Here is a 17,509-nt window from a genome sequence, read left to right on the forward strand (position 1 = left end):
CGGCTTTGGTCCGTTCGTCGTTGATCTGGTTAGCTACGATTTTTGCCTGTCCGGGTTTGAGCATCTACACCGGTATAGCGACGTTACTGAGGCCGGAAAGAGGTTAAATATAGGCGATGCAGTCCATTTCGACCAGTGAATCGCCGGGTACACCGCCATAAACGGCTACGGTCGTGCGCACGGGCGGCTTGCTGCCAAACCGGCCTTTATACACTTCATTCATGCCTTTATAATCATTCAGGTCGTGGAGGAATACGCTCACTTTCAGGACCTTTTCCATCGAAGAGCCCGCTTTGATCAGCTCTTTTTCCAGTTCCTTCAGCACTTCGTCGGTATGTACTTTAATGTCGCCCTCTTTGTGGTAGCCTTTGCCCGCAACAAAAACCAGGTTGCCCAACTTGGTGGAGCCGGAAAAGAGCGGTACATCGTCTTGGGAAACCACGTTGAAGACTTCTTTTTGGGCCGCTGGTTCAGCTACTGTGCTGCTGGCGGTTTCGGTCATTGCTTTACTGGCGGTGCTCAGCCCGACGACACCGGCTGCGGAAGCGAAAAGGCGTTTTAGAATAGAACGGCGTTGTGTTTCCATGAGAAAATAAACTGGTTGGTTGTTATCGTTTGGTTTTTGAATTGAGTCTGCGTTTGGGGGCCGATGCTTTATCCAGGGCAAGCCGCACTTCATTGACTTCCCCGGCTGTGATGGCGTCGGCCGAATTGCCGAAGTTTTGCCGGATGTGCGTCAGGACTTCAGCCAGGTCTTCGTTTTTCAGAAAGCTGTGCTGGGGCATCGCATTGTTGTACGATTGACCTTTAACCTCGATTGGCCCTTCCAGCCCTTTGAGCAGCACCGTGATGAGTTTCTTCTTGTCGCCCATTACCCACTCCGAACCGGCCAGGGGCGGAAATCGCTGCGAATCGCCCAGGCCATTGCGCTGGTGGCAGGCTGAACAATAGACGCCGTATACTTTGCCACCGGCAACGGGTTTATCGCGGTCCAGGTTATCGGCAATGACGTCCGGATCGCGGATGTTCGACATTTTCTTGCGGCCTTCCATCTGCGCCAGTTGAGCCGCGCCAAAGGTCTGTTTATTGCCTTTGTAAGTGACCCGCCAGATTTTCCCTTTTTCGGTTTCGGCAATGTACAACGAGCCATCCGGACCCATCGCAATGCCCATTGGCCGGTAAACGGCATCGCTCACGTTCACAATTGGGTCGACACCCGCAAAGCCGTCGGCGAACACTTCCCAATCGCTGGACAGTGAGTTACCTTTAGCCGGTACAAACCCGATAAAGTAGCCTGCCTGTGGATACGGAGCCCGGTTTGTGGAGCCATGAAACGCAATGAAGGCGCCGTTTTTGTAGCGATCCGGGAAGCCGTTTTTAGCAGCCGTGCCCTGGTAGAACAGCATGTCGTTGGGTGCCCAGTGGGCCGGAAACCCGATCAGCGGCTTTTCGTAATCGCCACAACGGCCCACCAGTTTGCCATCGCCACCATACTCCGGGTTGAGCAGTTTCTTGCCTTGTGCCTGGTCATAATAGCAGTAAGGCCAGCCGCCATTCATGCCGTCTTTTACCTGGAAAAGCTCTTCGGCCGGAAACACGGCACTTTGCCAGGGTGTGTATTTTTCGGCCCACAACATCAGGAAATCATCGCGTCCGTGCTGAAGCGCGTACAGACTGTTGTTGGCCGGATTCCAGTCCATCCCGACGACAGATCGTAGGCCGGTGGCATACCGGTAGCCATCTTTCTGCGTTTGCCCGTTCTTGTTGGCATCGAATCGCCAGATACCGCCATGATCCTCCAGCATCGGACAAGGGTCAATGCCGGCCATGTTGGGCGTCCGGTTTTTGGGTTGACAGCCATTGGAAGCTGCTCCGAAGGCCACGTAGATATGCCCGTCGTTGTCGAACGTAACGGGTTTGGCAATGTGCTCGTGCAGGCCATGTTTATGGTCATCGGTCAGGATCGTTTCCATGGGGCTGCTGGGAACCAGTTCGCCGGGCTTCAACTGGTAGCGAAATACATTGAGCTCCGAACTGAAATACAGATAGCCATTGTAAATGCGCATGGCGGTACCGTAGGCCCGTTCGCGGCCCAGCCCCCCGAACGTTTTGATGATGTCGGCTCGGCCATCCCCATTGGTGTCCCGAAGCGCAATGACCGACTCGTCTTTCTCGCGGGCGAAGCGAGCCTTTACATAAATGTCCCCGTTTTCATTAACGGCCAGATGCCGGGCCCGGCCGGGCAGGCTATCCACCACAACCGTTGCGTCAAATCCTTCGGGAAGAAACAGTCCCCCGTTGTCGTCCGTCTGGACAGGAAGCCCGTTTTGGGTAGTTTGCTGCGTGAATCCGACAAAAGTCAATAAGGCAAGAATAACGCCTTTGATGTAAATTTTTGTCATTGGTCAGGATAAGTTAGTTTTTACTTAAAAACGGCTACTAGTGTAGACCACCCCCAACTCCCTCCTAAAACAGGAGGGGGCTTTGCAACAGAGTACCCTTAATCTAGTTCTCTCCTTAAAATAAGGATCAGGCTTTATAATGGGGTGCCCTTATTTTAGCCCCCTCCTTATTTCAAGGAGGGGGTTGGGGGTGGTCAGTCGGTGGTAAGCTAGTTCAAATTAGCAATGCCAATGCCGTTCAGATCATACACGATCTTGCCACCTTTGATGGTCATTTCGCATTCGAACTTTTGCTTGCCTGTCATTTTGTAGCCGGTTTTATCGTAGAAGCCAAACGTGCCCTGCCGCATCGAAAAGATGGCTACATCCGCAATGGCCCCCACCGATAAATGCCCTAAGTTTTCGCGCTTGATTACCTGCGCCGGGGTCCAGGTACTGGCCTTGATGACGCTTGGAATGTCTTCGCCCATCGCCACGAATTTGGACATGATGCTGAGCATGTCTTTCATGGAGCCGTTCATGCTGCCGGTGTGTAAATCGGTGCTGATCGTTGTGGGGTAAAACTTAGCTTTTATGGCCGGGATAGCCTGCGAGTAATTAAAGCTGGCTCCGCCGTAGCCCACGTCGAAGACAATCCCTTTCTTGCGGGCGGCCCAGGCAAATGGCTTTACGGTTTTGGTCGCTTCGTCCACAATCGTTTCCCGCACATTCCCCTCCAGCAGCGTGTAGGCATGGGTAAATATGTCGCCGGGGCGAAGGTGTTTCATAAATAATTCTTCGAGGGAGAGGGGTGGGTTGTTGCCGCCAAAGTCAATGATTACGGGCATATCGGCCAGTTTTCCAGCCGCCACCGCATGGTCGACGGGTGCCCAGCTTGGGCCCTGAAAGTGCGCTACTTTAAAACCGACCACGTCGTTCTTGTTTTCGAGGGCTACCTTGGCGGCCATCTTCGGGTCCATGTCGGTAGTGTCCTGCTCAAAAACGCCCCCACGCATGCCCTCGCCCACGATGTTGAGGAAGGAAAGAACGCGGGTCTTCGAGGTGAAAATGATGTTTTTCTTGAACGTCTCGAATGACTTCCAGCCCGCCCCGCCCGCATCGACAATGGTGGTAACGCCCACTCTGAACGTGAATCCGTCGGGGGCAACGGCCACCAGGCCGTTGCTCAGGTAATGGTCTGGTTCGGTGCCGTAGAACACATGCCCGTGAATGTCGATCAGGCCGGGAGTTACGTACATGCCCTTCGCATCGACCACCTGTTTGGCCTGTTTCGCATCAATCGTTTTGGCGACTTGAACCACCTTGCCGTCCGTAATGGCGACGTCCATCAGGGCGTCGATGTTATTTTTCGGGTCAATCAAATGGCCACCTTTGATGACGATGCTGTATGGCTGTGCCCAGGCTGAGATCGCTAGAAAAGAGAAAAGGGTTAGGAGTAAGTATTTGGTTTTCATGGTGTAGGGTACTGGTTTTTGTCATTCCGACGAAGCGGGGCGGCACGTGCCGCCCCGCTTCGTCGGAATGACAAAAACGTTAGACGGCGGCTTTGATCAGTTCTTCTTTCAGGCGGGCGGCCACAATTTTATCCTGGCCGGGTTTGAGCATCCAGGTGGTCATGCTGATGCCATTCGGTTCGCCAACGACTTCGATGGATGGGTTGCCGTTACGCAGATTCTCCTGCAATGCTTTCGTGGTCAGGTTTATTTTTCCGGTTTCCCACAGTACCCGCATGGATGGCGTATGGTTGCCCAGCGCGGGTGCGTACGTCTCGACGGTTATCCCTTTTATGCCTTTGACCGCATTGGCAATAACGGCTACCCGATCTTCCAGCATTTTCCACTCCTTCTGGTGATCCTGCGCCACGAATTTGTCGAGAGCGACATACATACCCAGAATTTCTTCCTTGTTGACCTTCATGCCTCGGCCAATGGTTGAGCCGCGGGGTGGCATGCTGAGCCGGGCGGCAGCGATGTATTGCTTTTTACCCATCAGAATGCCCGCGCTTTGGGGGCCGCGCATGGCTTTTCCGCCCGAAACACACACCAGATCGAAGCCCATGTCGTTGAATTTCCAAAGGTTTTCGACCGGTGGTACATCGGCAGCAATATCGATCATGGTCGGAATGTTGTGTTTCTTGCCTAAAGCTACCCATTCCTGATGCTGAACCTGTCCTTTGTCGGACTGGATGTTCAGAAACCACAACAGGGCCGTTTTGCTGTTGATGGCTTTCTCGGCTTCCTCCAGTGTTTCTACCTGAATGATTTTGCAACCCGTGTTGGTCAGGGCGTGTGAGTAGCCGATGTTGTGCGCCTTCTGGGCAATCACTTCCGACTTCATGTCGGTGCCTTCCAGGTGTGGGAGTTGCTCTACTTTCTTCTGGTCCATGCCCGTGAGCACACCGGCCAGCCCCAGTGTCATGGCGGAGAAGCAACCCGCCGTTACCACCGCCGATTCGGCATGGGTGAGGGCGGCAATTTTCTCACCCACTTTCGTCTGGACATCATCCAGCATAACAAATTCCTTGGATGATGCCTGGATCGTTTCGACGACGTCATCTTCCATCAATGAGCCCGTCATGGCGGTGTAGGTACCCGCGGCATTGATGAACGTCCGCAGGCCAAGTTCTTTCAGGACATTCCGGGAGGTTGCCGTTGCCGGGGCCGCGAGCACGGATTGCAGGGGGGCGCCCCCCCCGAAAAGGCCACCCAGTACGGGTAGGGTCGATAAGTTTTTAATAAGGGTTCTTCTGGAGAGCATAGTAAGTTGGGGTTGGGGCTAACGCCTTTGTTACTCAAAAATGAACGTTCTGTATTTTTTGAATTCGTGGAAACGGCTGCTTGTTTTTTGCCATGACCAGCATGCTTACGCCAAACATAATGGCTACAGCGAGGATGGCCGGTTTCATTGGTTGGCGTAATCTGTACCAACAGCAGGCCGGGCGACCGGACCATGCTGTTGGGTACATTTAGTTACACATAAGCAACGCAATCGATCTCGACCAGCGAATTGCCGGGTACACCGGCATGGGTCGATACCGTCGTGCGCACGGGCGGCTTGTTGCCAAACCGGCCCTTGTACACTTCGTTCATGGCTTTATAGTCCTTCAGGTCGTGCAGCAGCACATTCACCTTCAGGACCTTGTCCATGGATGAGCCCGCTTTGATGAGTTCTTTCTCAATTTCTTTGAGCACGTGATCCGTGTGCGACTTAATATCTCCCTCGAAATGCGCCCCCGCCCCGGAAACAAAGATCAGATTGCCCAACCTGGTCGATCCTGAATAAAGGGGTACGTCCATGCCGGACACACTCTTTTCGGGTTTACGTTCGGCTAATGCCTGGGTAAACGCGCCTGTTCCGGTTGCGCCAGTCAGGGTGGCAAAAAGGTGTTTTAAGATGGATCGGCGTTGCGTTTTCATTGGCTGACGATGGCGTTATTTATAGATTGAAAGTCAAAGTAATACCCCGGTTACTTATCCCACCACACAACGCTGGAAAGGGTATTGGTGCCGCCCTGACGAGTCCGCGCTTCGAGGAAGTTGGTTTTGTTGTAGGTTTCTTCCGAATCGGGAATAACAAAACGGGTCGGTATTTTGCCACCCGTGAGATTACCCGGATAATTAGTCGGGGTAAGAACCGGGTAACCCGTCCGTCGCCAGTTGGAGAATATTTCATATTCATCTTCCAGGAAAAGAGAAACCCATTTCTGCGTGTGGATCTGTTCCATTTGCTGGGCTACGGTTCCGCCAGTCTTGTAGGGGTTGGCCACCAGATAAGCGTTGATCCTTGCCTCCGAAATAGTGCCGCCTGTTCCAAACAATGCCCATTGGTGCATACCGGCTTTTACGGCATTGGTGTAGGCCGTGGCTGCCGTGGTTCCGCTGGCCCAGCCCCGTACCGACGCTTCGGCCAGCAGCAGGTTCGTTTCGGCATTGCCCAGGACAATCAATGGGGCGCTGTATTTCAGCAGCGTATTGGGGTTCGGTTCGGAAAAAGAATTGAAATTGGCGGGCAAGCTGTTATAAGCGGCATTCTGCATGCCACTCTGCAACGCCGTTGTGGTGTCGGCGGTGAACGTTTTGCCGTCCGAACTGGTCCAGACAATGGAGATTACGTTCAGGCGCGGATCTTTCGTGTTTTTCAGGTAGTCGATAAACGTTTTGGCGTATTTACCACCTTCCACGTTATCGCCACCGGGCGTAATATAATCGGTGCTGATCAGGCCATTGGCAATGAAGTTACGGCTGGCCGTCTGCGAGCCATCGACGTAAGCGATCACGGCCCGGTCGGCATCGTCCAAAATAACACCACCGGCAATGGCTTTTTCAACCCAGGTTTTAGCCAGGGAAGCATCCACTTCGGTCAGGCGCATACCCAGCCGCAACATGAGCGAATAGCCGAATTTTTTCCATTTGCTAATGTCACCGCCGTACATCAGATCAGCCGTGCCGAAGGTCGCTTTGGTGGCATCGAAGGCCGCAATGGATTCGTCAAGTTCCTTCAAAAGATCCGCGTAGATCGCCTGTTGGGTATCGTATTTGGGGCCGTAGTTTTTGGTCGCGAGCGCTTTCCCCGCGTCGAAGTAGGGGATGTCGCCGTACAGGTCCGTCAGGCGATGGAAAATATACGCTTTCCAGATCCGGGCCGCCGACCGTTTGTTGACATCGATCGGGTTGGACGAAACGGCATCGATAACCTGTTGAATGGAAATCACGGCACCCTGTCCGGCAGCGGTGCCCGCGTAGGCATTCCAGCTACCGGAGGAATAGCTGTAGTTAAAGTATTTGTCGCCAGCCGCCGGTACTTCCTTGTAGGTCGCAAACTGCTGCATCGACTGACCGATGGTCAGATAGGCCGCTCCCGTAAAGTTGGTACTTACGCCGTCCAGCTGGGCTCGGGTAAAGAGGTAGCCCGGCACCACTTCTGCGTATTTGTTGGGGTCTACGTTCATCTCCTCGAAGCCTTTATCGCAGGCCGACAAGAGCAGAAGCAACGGCGCTATATAGCTTAGTTTTTTGATCAGATTCTTCATGGTCAGTAGGTTAGTAAATTAGAATTTTACCATTAAGTTTACCCCAAGGCTCCGGGTTCTGGGTACGCCAAACGCTTCCAGACCCTGGGCGTTCGTGCTCGTATAGCTCGACTCCGGATCGAAATACTGATTCTTTTTATCCTTGTAAAGGATGGCCAGGTTACGGGCCACCAGCGAAACGGTGGCTGATTGCAGTTTCAGGAACGGCAGTTTGCCAACGGGCAGATTATAGCTCAGAACGACCTGACGTAACTTCACGAAGTCGTTGTTGAACATGAACATGGACGTGTAGTTTTTGTCGTTATCGTAATACGTATCGACATCTTCTTTGGCCCATGTCTTCGTGTAGGGAGCACCTTCGGGGGTTACGCCCGTCACGGTCACACCGGTTTCGCGGCCGGGCAGCGTTTCCTGCGGCAAGCCAAACCGATAGGCGTACTGGTACAGATTCGAATAAACGATGCTGCCGAATTTGCCGTCGATCAGCAGGTTCAGGGAGAAGTTCTTGTAGCGGAAATTATTGGTGATGCCCATCGTTAAGGGCGGAGTTCCCTGCCCGATTTCTTCCAGATCACCTCTCAGCGCGTACCCGCTGGCCGTGTTGAATACAACGTTTCCATTAGCGTCGGTTTTCTTCCGGTATCCCCAAACGGTGCCATAAGGCCTGTCCAGTACGTTCCGCACCAGTCCGCCACCAACACCCTGGCCTATGTCGACGCCCGTGATGCCCTCGGCGAGCCGTTCGATTTTGCTTTTGTTGTAGGCCATGTTAAAGCTAACATCCCAGCCGAACGTAGCCGTTTTAACCGGGGTACCCGTCAGCAGTAATTCGACACCCTTGTTGCTCAACGCACCTACGTTCAAGAGGGCGGAGGTGTAGCCCGACGAAAGGGCAATGTTCGACGTTACAATGTCGTCCGTCGTTTTCCGGTTATACAGCGTGAGGTCGATACCCAGCCGGTTGTTCAGGAACTTCGCTTCGATACCGCCCTCGTACGTGGTCGATGTCAGCGGTTTTAGGTCCGGGTTTGGTACCTGCGACGAGGACAAAACCTGCACCGGCCGACCGTTGTGGCCACCCTGCTGCATGGTATAGTACTGGTAGATCTGGTAGGCATTGACCGTAGCCCCGCCCACCTGCGCCCAGGAAGCCCGAATCTTGGCAAAATTGATCGCTTTGGGCAACTGGATGGCATCGGACAAAATAAACGATCCACCCACCGATGGGTAGAAAATGTGGTTACTCTTCGGATTCAGGACCGAGAACCAGTCCTGGCGACCCGATACGGTCAGGTAAGCGATGTTCTTGTAGCCAAAGTCAGCCGAGCCGAATACCGAATTGATGGCGCTTTTGAAATAAGTCGGCGTCGTGGTCGAAGTGGCCAGGTTGGTGTAGCTGTAGAAGTAAGGAACCGTAAATTCATTCCCCTCAATCAGGGTCTGGTCGAAGATGGCTTTCTGAGCGTTGCCACCCAACAGGGCCGAAAAGCTCAGGTCCTTGAAAAACGTGGTGTTGTAATTCAGCGTCAGCATCCCGTTGGTTTCCGAAGACGTCGTTTTGCGTCCCTGGTATGACCCCAGTGGCTGGTAAGCATTGTTCGTTGGCTGAATATACTCCGACGAGAAACTGTAGAAATCCTGGCTCACACTACCTTTCAGGAACAGGTTGTCCAGAATGTCGTACCGAATGCTTCCCTGGCTGATGAACCGGTGTTTTATATCGTCGTTTTTAAACTTGTTGACTACGAAATACGGGTTCGGAGCTGCCGGAACGGGATTCCACTCCATTTCTTTGCCGGTAACGGGGTCATAACCCGGAGCAAGGCTGCGGATGTCGACTACGTTGGCAATCAGGTAGGTAGCCCAGTGGGGGTTAAAATCAGCATACCCAACTTTGGGGCGGTTGATTCCTTCTTCCACGTTGTACTGGAACACAGATTCGACGCTCAGCTTTTTGCCCAGAAAGGCGTTTAGGTTGAGGTTGGCAATGCGTCGGGAGAACGATGAATTCGGGACAATGCTGTTCGACTGAGTATTGTTCAGCCCCAGGCGAAAGTTCACTGTTTCGCTACCCCCCGTAAACGCAACCGAGTTGATGTAGTTGCTGCCGGTGCGGTAGAAGTTTTTCAGGTTATTTTTCTGGGGCGAGTACGGATGCAACTGCCCATCGACCTGGATCGTTGGCAGGCCATCCATCCGGGCACCGTACGATAGTCGACCGGTGCTTTTTGCCTCCGTAATGGTCGTTGGTTTCTTCCCATCGACTCCCTGACCGTATTCATATTGCCAGTTTGGAATGACAGCAATGTCTTCGAATGTTGTGTTGCTGTTGACCTCGACACCAACGCCTTTCTGGGCGCGTCCTTTTTTGGTCGTGATCAGGATAACACCATTAGAAGCACGAGCGCCGTAGAGCGCTGCTGCCGGCCCCCCTTTCAAAACGCTGATGGATTCAATATCGTCGGGGTTAATACCGCCAATCCCATCACCCCGGTCAACGTTCATTCCGTTTCCGTCAGCGGCTGTGCCGCCGGGGGTACTGTTGTCCATCGGCATCCCGTTGATGACGTACAAGGGCTGGTTGTTCCCGTTAAGCGAGCCATTTCCGCGAATAATGACCCGGCTCGATCCACCGGGGCCGGTTGACATACCGGTTGCGTTCACCCCGGCAATTTTACCGGTCAGGGCATTGGCCACGTTGTTTTCGCGGGCCTGGGTAAATTCACTTCCCTTCACTTCAGAAACGGCGTAGGCCAACGCTTTTTTCTCCCGGGCAATACCGAAGGCGGTTACGACCACTTCACCCAGCGTGCTGGCTTCGGGTACCAGGTTCACCGAAAGGCTGCTCTGGTTGTCAACCGTTACTTCCTGTCGTTTGTAGCCCACAAAGCTGAATACCAGCACAGAGGGTTGATCCGGAATGTCCAGCGCAAACGTACCGTCGGCAACGGTTGTTGTTCCTTTCTGAGCATCCTTTATAATCACACTGACACCCGGCAGACCTGCGCCTTTTTCGTCCAGAACGACGCCCGTAATTCGGCGCTTCGGGGCTTCCTGTTTGGTGGTCGAGTGGGTGTCAGACTGTAACTCCTGCCGTTTTAAAATGATGCGTTCCTGAAAAACTTCGTAAGCAACCTGATACGGTGACAGAACTTTGGTCAGTACGTCGGACAGCGATTCGTTCTGAAATTTATAATTGAGTCGGCGTTCGGTCCCGAAAATCTGCGGGTTGTAAAGAAACTTAACATGCGCAACGGCTTCCAGTTTATCCAGCACCTTTTCGGCGTCAGCATTGGCTAACTGAAAAGATACCTTTTGCTCCAGTACCTTCTGGCCGATCACCTCATGGGCGTGGGCGAAGGTTACGAAAGCAACAGAAAGAAAGGCCTGGTATAATCCAATGCGCATGATTTTCTGTATTGTCTTTTGACAAAGTACTCGTCTTAACATAGTTTTGGCTTTTGTCGGGTTAAAAATTCGGCACAATAAGGTCCCAATCCGCTGCAGGCGGATGTCGTAATGAGCTTACATGAGGGGCGATTTCGGGTCGAGGATGTTAGCGCATCTTCGACTTTTTTTGTGGGTGAGTCGGGTCGTCTTTGACTATAGGCATTCGGAGTCTTAGATTAGGTTAATTAATTATGATTACTACTGGAATTTTCGATTTAAGGAGCATGGCCTCTGTTCCGGCGGCAACAGAGCCAGGGTCTAACACCCATTGCTGCTGATGACGATTGTGCCCTCTACTTGCTTATAGCTGGCGTTGATGGTGTGGCAGATCAGGTCCAGTTTTTCGAAAAGGGGTTCGTTGGAAAAGGACGCGGTCAGGTAACAGGACCGCATGATCTGCTCGTCGAAAACGATTTCTATGCCATATGCCTGGTTCAGAGCGGCAAATACATCGGTAATGGGTGTTCGTTTGAAGGAAAGTGCCTGCTTCGGTAGTGCCTGCTCAAGAGGGGCCGGATTCTCGATCAAACTCTTGATTAGCTGTGTCCGGGCGGGTGAATACACGATTTGCTGGTTGGGCGTCAGGACAATGCCGTCCAGTTTATACGATTCCGGCTGGTTGCTGATGGACAGTTGCTTCTGGGCGTACACGGCCACGCGCCCCGTGCTGACCACGACTTTCATTTGCCGGGCTCCTTCAAAAGCCTGCACCGTAAAGCTGGTGCCCAGTACTTTGGTGACCAGGCCATTGGCATAGACGTAAAACGGCTTCGCCGGGTTTTTCATAATCTCGAAAAAACCTTTCCCGGATAAATAAACTTCCCGTTTACTACCGGCAAACTGGGGTGCATAACTCACCCGGCTTTTTGGGTAGAGCATGATGGTGCTGCTGTCCGGTAAAGTCACCAGCCGGGGGGCACTGGTCGTGTTGCTAACTTCGGAAAGGGGCTCCGTTACCTGAGCCACCAGCTCCGTATAGGTTATCGCGCCTTTATTCGTAGTTGGGTGGAGCAGGTACCAGCCAAATAAACCCAGGACAACCAGAATGCTGGCCGCCATCCCATAGCGGACCGGGGCAAACTGAAACCAGTTGATGCGTTTGACGGGAGTTGCCTGATTATCGAGCGACTGCTGTAGCCGACTTATCTCATGCTGAATTTCCCGGTCTGAAAGCGGTAAGCGTTGGGTGAATTGCTGGCCGTAGGTGTTGTGGAGCGAAAGGAGTAGTGTAGCCGCTTTATCGACGAGTTCGGTTTTGTCGGGATGTTGCCCCAGCCATGCCTGCCAGAAAGCAGTAGCTGCTGGTTCATTGTCTAATTGCCAACGCTGGAACGACGAGTCGAGGGCTAATTCTTCAGGTGCTAAATCCCGGTACTCCTGCATACGGTATTTGTGAATTTAGAGGAAAGATGCAGGAGTGAGTCGCTAATACTCTCTTTTTCGAAATTTTATTTTAAAATTTTTGAAATAGTCGGTAGAATGGGGAATTGGTTGTAGGAAGGAGAATAGTTTATAAAGATCTTTTAACCACTAAAGCCCTTAAAAGGGGCATTTGTCTAAATGCAGGCAAAGTCCCTTTAGGGCAGGGCTGTTAAGGGCTGGCATCTTTACCCCCCCAGCCCCCTGAAGGGGGAGCACTCCGAAATGGATTTCCTTCCCCTTCAGGGGGCTGGGGGTAAAGTGTGCTAACAAAAGAGGCTGATTAAGTAAAGAAAATTCAGTACTTAACAGTCCTGGCCTAAAGGAGATTTAGTGGTTTATGAGGGTTATCTTACAGGTGTTTCTGGTAGAAAGTCTGCAATTCTGGTTAGCACTTCATCGATAGAATTAAAGATCTCCTCATTTCTAAATCGGATTACTCGCAGACCGAATTCGTTCAGTATATATGTCCGGTTTGCATCATATTCCTGTTGCTCAATTGGGTCATGTACATTCCCATCAAGCTCAATGACCAAACGGGCGTTATGGCTGTAGAAGTCAGCGATGAAATGACCAATTGGGTGTTGTGCTTTAAAACGGAATCCATTCAATTTATTAGCTCGAAGACATTCCCAAAGAACAAGTTCTGCAGGGGTCATTGCTTGCCTTAGTGATTTGGCATACAAAAACAATTGAGCAGAAGCTCCATAAAACATGTCTCTTGCCATAGGCAGGTGGAAATGAGTTTAAATTAAGCTTCTCACCCCTAAATCCCTAAATGTAGACAAAGTCCCCTTTAGGGATTTAGGGGTTTAGGTAGTCTCAAGTAATAGTCGACATGAAACCCGTCACACCCACGCATTGCGTAGAAATCGAAGCCAGTTTTTATGGAAGATGTTGGCTATGTCTTCTGACGAATAGCCTCGCTTGGCCAACAGGCTCGTCAGGTTTTGTAAGTCGGCGATGGTGTCCAGATCGCTGGGGGATTGTTCGATGCCGTAGGTGCCGTCGAGATCGCTGCCGATGGCGATATGCTGGCTATTGCCGGTGAGCTGGCAGATGTGGTCATAATGGTCGATGATCGTTTCCAGGCTAATCCCGAAGCTGGCCGGGTTGCTGACCCGTTGGGTAAAGCCGGGTTTCATCATCCAGGCGTCGAAACAGCCCCCAATGACGCCCCCGCGCTCGGTCAACTGCCGGATCTGATCGTCGGTCAGTTGCCGTTGGTGAGGCACCAGCGCCCGGCAATTGTGGTGACTGGCCCAAACGGGCCCTTTATATAGCGAAAGGGCTTCGGTAAACCCTTCGTCGGTGAGGTGGGTAGCGTCCAGAATGATCCCCAGCCGATCCATTTCTTTGACCAGTTCGCGCCCCTGGGGCGTCAAGGGGCCGCTCAGGCCAGTGCCGGGTGCGTATCGCCCGGTGCTGTAGTGCGCCGGTCCCAGCGCCCGCAGGCCATAGGCATAGGCCTTTTCCAGATAGGCTAAATTGACCAGCGAATCGGCTCCTTCCAGACTTAGAATGTAGCCAACGGGCTTTGTATTCTTGTCGATTGTTTCATCGAGCCAGAGCGTCAAATGGCTTTCGAGACTGACCCGATCCCGAATCTGGACCATCTCGCCCGCGTCGACCATGGTTTCGTACCAGGCCCGTTGCGCCTGCGTCATGGCCCAGGCCTGCTCCGGCGAATTCCAGCCTGCGCCGGGCAAATTGCCGTTGCTCTGGTTGAATCGGGCAATTTGCGTAGCAACGACCAGGCCGATGTTTCCCCGACGAAGATCGGGTAGGGAAACGGTCCCCTTGGCCCGGTCAATTTTGTCGGTCATATCGGCTTCCTGCTGCCGGAGTTGATGGGCCGTCAGGCGGTAGTCACGGTTCCATTCGATGGCGTTCAGCGCCATATCGAGGTGGGCATCAATAATGAACATGCAATGCTGAATTGGTTATTAACTTGTGGTGATGGTGTTGGCAGTTTTTAAAAACTGACCTCACGGAGGCTCACTCTCTCGAATCATTTTCCTGAGCCAATTTCCTCTTCACTACATCGGCGGGATATTTCAGCGCCAGTCGGCGAATGTCATAGCTAAATTCCTCGTAGGTTTCTTTCCAGAGCCGGGCTTCTTCGGGTGTATAGTCATAAAAACCATGCGCGTTCAGAACGCCTTTGCCACCCGCCTTGACAATGTCGTCAATCAGTTTGGGAACTTCGGTCTGGTTGCTCAGCGTGGGCCATAAATCTTTCATAACCGTATGGTAAGCGGGCACACCCGTCAGGTCCATCCATCGAAAAACACCCACCAGCGTCATCCAGTAGCCCGTGTTGTTGCGGCAGGCACGATCCACATCCTCAACGGTAGCGTAGCCATTTTCGACCAGATTGAAAGCCTCCCGATACATGGCGTACATGAGTCGATTGGCGATGAATCCCCGAATGTCCTTGCGCACCAGGGTTGGTTCTTTATCCCACAAATGAGCCAGATTGTAAACCCAGTCGGCGGTTTCGGTATTGCTCAGGTCGCCACAGATGATTTCCAGAAAACGGGTTGTGTGCGACGGTTCAGTCCAGTGCAGACCCAGGAATCGTTCGGGCAAACGGATCTGGCGCTGGAGCAGGCTAATCGGAATGGCGGAGGTGTTGCTGGTGATAACGGCATCATCGGCTACGACGGCTTCGATGCGGTCATAGACCGATTTCTTGATCGCAATGTCTTCCAGCGTGCATTCCAGTACTAATCGACAGTCCTTCAAAAGACCATAATCCTCCGTGATGGTCAGCTGGTTCAGGTATTCTTCCGGGTTCTTCGTCATCAGGCCTTCCTGCCAGGCCTTTGCCAGATGCTCCCGAATGCGCGGCTCTGCCGTTTCCATATCGACGGGTAGCGGGGCGACGGCCACCACCGGATGGCCCGACAGCAACAGGCAGGTGGTGATGCTGCAGCCCATCAAGCCCAGCCCAACGACGCCCACGGGAATTGATGCCGGATTAAGTGGCTCGTTTATGTTGATCATGTACTTACGTGAGTTGACTGATATCGACTAATTTGGGCTTACGGGTAAGCAGATGAATGATCGTCCAGGCCAGCAGATACGTACAGCCACAAATCGTGAACAGCAGGTTATACCCGCCCGATAGATTCCCGGCTGCTTTGTACGAATCGAGCAGGCTGCCCACCAGCATAGGAAAGAAAATTCCGCCCACCGCGCCGGCCATGCCTGCTATACCAACGGCTGAACTAACGGCTTGTTTCGGAAACAGGTCGGATGCCATCGTAAACACGTTCGTTGCCCACGCCTGGTGAACAGCTACGGCCAGACTAATCAGCCCCACAGCTACCCATACATCCGTAGCAAATTGAGCAAGTATAATGGATAATTCTAAGCTGGCAAAAACGATAAGCACGGTTTTGCGCGCCTTCAATGTCGGCCATCCGCGTTTGATCAGCCAGGACGACAGATAGCCGCCCCCAATGCTCCCAACGGTGGTGGCGGTGTAAATGAGCATCAATTCCAGGCTGGGCTTTTTCAAATCCAGCTTGAATGTAGACGAAAAGTAGGAGGGAAGCCAGAACAGGAAAAACCAGTAAATCGGATCGATAAGCCCCTTGCCGGTGATGAGTGCCCAGGTTTGTGGGAGGGTGAACAGCTTGAACCATTTTATAGCAACGGTAGGCCCGCTCTCGGTTTCCTGACCGCTGACGATGTAGGTATGCTCTGCGGGCGACAGGCGTTTCTGTCTGGCTGGCACATCATACAGCAGCAACCAGAAAATCAGCCAGACAAACCCCAGTGCTCCTGTAATCCAGAATACTTCCTGCCAGCCATAGTTGCTTAAGATCCAGGGGACAATAAGCAGGGCAACGACCACGCCAACACTGGTGCCTGCATTGAACAGACCCGTTGCCAGTGCCCGCTCTTTATTGGGAAACCACTCGGCCACGGTTTTCACGGCGGCCGGGTAATTACCTGCCTCGCCCAGACCCAGGCCCACTCTGGCCAGGCCAAACCCAAATGCGCTTCTGGCCAGCGCATGCAGCATACCCGCCACACTCCACCAGATGATGGTGACGGCATATCCCACTTTTGTTCCCACTTTATCAATAAACCAGCCAAATGTCAATAAACCGACGGCATACGCGGCCGTGAAGGCAATAACGATGCGGGAAAAATCCGTTTCGGTCCAGGAGAATTCGACCTCTAAAATGGGTTTTAACAGACCTATGATCTGGCGGTCGAGGTAATTAATGGTGGTGGCCGTAAATAATAAGATGACGATAAGCCACCGGTAACTAGTGGTTCTGGGGTTAGTCACAAGAGGTAGGGTTTAAGGTATACTGGATTTTTTGACCACATCGGACCGAAGCGGAGACATGGAGAACACAGAGCTTTGTTGCTACGCTTTCCTTGATCCGTGTCCTCACGGACTACGGAAGTAGTATTTTTTGTCATTCCGACGAAGGAGGAATCTTGCGTATCGATTACTCTCAAGATTCCTCCTTCGTCGGAATGACAAAAACTTCATTTCTGCGCCATAGCTACCTGCATATGGTTAACAAATTCCTGTAAATGAACGCTCAGGCCGGTCCAGTTCTTCGCCTGAATAAGCGCCTTGTCGAACAGGTGACTGCCGATGCCTAAACCATCGGCGCCGGCTTTAAAATAGGCGGCCATGTTGTCGAGACTGATGCCGCCCGTTGGTATCAGCTTCAGTTGGTTCAGGGGTGCTTTTACATCCTTGATGTACTCGGGTCCCAGTGACGTGGCCGGATATACTTTGACCATCGACGCGCCGAGTGACCAGGCTTTATAAATTTCGGATGGGCTGAAGGCACCCGGAAAAATGGGCACTCCCCGCTTTACGCAGGCTTTGATGACTTTTTTGTCGGTGATGGGCGTGACAATGAACTGAGCGCCAGCATCTAGCGCCTGGTCGAGGTCATCGGTCGTACAAACCGTTCCGGCCCCAATGTTCAGGCCTTCGGGATGGCGGTCTATCGCGTTCCGAATACTCGTTGCGGCCCCCGCTGTGTTCATGGTTATCTCGATGGTTGTCAGGCCTGCTGCCCGGTAAACCGGCAGAATTTGGTCAATATCCTCCGCCGACAGGCCCCGAATAATGCCGACGATGGGCGCTTTTGAAAATAACTCCCAGGAGAATGTATGCTGGCTCATGTGAAAGAAAGTAAAGTATCGATGGGTATAGCTGTGCTGG

The 17,509-nt window shown here is 52.6% G+C and carries 13 protein-coding genes; all 13 read right to left on the reverse strand.

Annotated features, from left to right (window positions below; translation table 11 throughout):
* Positions 1–103: 103 nt before the first annotated feature.
* Positions 104–586: a RidA family protein gene (locus tag ACYU8Y_RS14195; protein ID WP_460938262.1), complete on the reverse strand. Its 483-nt coding sequence runs from the start codon at positions 584–586 to the stop codon at positions 104–106.
* Between the two features lie 22 nt (positions 587–608).
* Positions 609–2,402, reverse strand: coding sequence for a PQQ-dependent sugar dehydrogenase (locus tag ACYU8Y_RS14200; protein WP_460938264.1), 1,794 nt, complete (start codon positions 2,400–2,402; stop codon positions 609–611).
* A gap of 209 nt (positions 2,403–2,611) precedes the next feature.
* Positions 2,612–3,856, reverse strand: a complete 1,245-nt coding sequence (locus ACYU8Y_RS14205) for an amidohydrolase/deacetylase family metallohydrolase (RefSeq protein ID WP_460938266.1) — start codon at positions 3,854–3,856, stop codon at positions 2,612–2,614.
* 79 nt (positions 3,857–3,935) lie between these two features.
* Positions 3,936–5,159, reverse strand: coding sequence for an aminotransferase class V-fold PLP-dependent enzyme (locus tag ACYU8Y_RS14210; protein ID WP_460938268.1), 1,224 nt, complete (start codon positions 5,157–5,159; stop codon positions 3,936–3,938).
* Positions 5,160–5,371: 212 nt separating this feature from the next.
* Complete coding sequence (locus tag ACYU8Y_RS14215) at positions 5,372–5,818, reverse strand: RidA family protein (RefSeq protein WP_460938270.1); 447 nt, start codon at positions 5,816–5,818, stop codon at positions 5,372–5,374.
* 50 nt (positions 5,819–5,868) lie between these two features.
* Positions 5,869–7,431, reverse strand: coding sequence for a SusD/RagB family nutrient-binding outer membrane lipoprotein (locus ACYU8Y_RS14220; protein ID WP_460938271.1), 1,563 nt, complete (start codon positions 7,429–7,431; stop codon positions 5,869–5,871).
* A gap of 18 nt (positions 7,432–7,449) precedes the next feature.
* Positions 7,450–10,839 (reverse strand): SusC/RagA family TonB-linked outer membrane protein, encoded by a 3,390-nt coding sequence (locus tag ACYU8Y_RS14225; RefSeq protein WP_460938273.1) that lies wholly within the window; start codon positions 10,837–10,839, stop codon positions 7,450–7,452.
* Positions 10,840–11,139: 300 nt separating this feature from the next.
* Positions 11,140–12,264 (reverse strand): FecR family protein, encoded by a 1,125-nt coding sequence (locus ACYU8Y_RS14230; RefSeq protein ID WP_460938275.1) that lies wholly within the window; start codon positions 12,262–12,264, stop codon positions 11,140–11,142.
* 383 nt (positions 12,265–12,647) lie between these two features.
* The gene (locus ACYU8Y_RS14235; RefSeq protein ID WP_460938277.1) at positions 12,648–13,028 is read right to left on the reverse strand and encodes an endonuclease domain-containing protein; all 381 of its coding nucleotides are present in this window, start codon (positions 13,026–13,028) and stop codon (positions 12,648–12,650) included.
* Between the two features lie 120 nt (positions 13,029–13,148).
* A complete protein-coding gene (locus ACYU8Y_RS14240) occupies positions 13,149–14,228 on the reverse strand; it encodes a dipeptidase (RefSeq protein ID WP_460938279.1) in 1,080 nt (359 codons plus the stop codon).
* 70 nt (positions 14,229–14,298) lie between these two features.
* Positions 14,299–15,309 carry a 3-hydroxyacyl-CoA dehydrogenase family protein gene (locus ACYU8Y_RS14245; RefSeq protein ID WP_460938281.1) on the reverse strand — a complete coding sequence of 337 codons (1,011 nt, stop codon included), beginning with the start codon at positions 15,307–15,309 and terminating at the stop codon, positions 14,299–14,301.
* 4 nt (positions 15,310–15,313) lie between these two features.
* Positions 15,314–16,609 (reverse strand): MFS transporter, encoded by a 1,296-nt coding sequence (locus ACYU8Y_RS14250; RefSeq protein WP_460938283.1) that lies wholly within the window; start codon positions 16,607–16,609, stop codon positions 15,314–15,316.
* 206 nt (positions 16,610–16,815) lie between these two features.
* Positions 16,816–17,469, reverse strand: coding sequence for a bifunctional 4-hydroxy-2-oxoglutarate aldolase/2-dehydro-3-deoxy-phosphogluconate aldolase (locus tag ACYU8Y_RS14255; protein ID WP_460938285.1), 654 nt, complete (start codon positions 17,467–17,469; stop codon positions 16,816–16,818).
* Between the last annotated feature and the right edge of the window lie 40 nt (positions 17,470–17,509).

It is taken from the genome of Spirosoma humi (assembly GCF_054776575.1).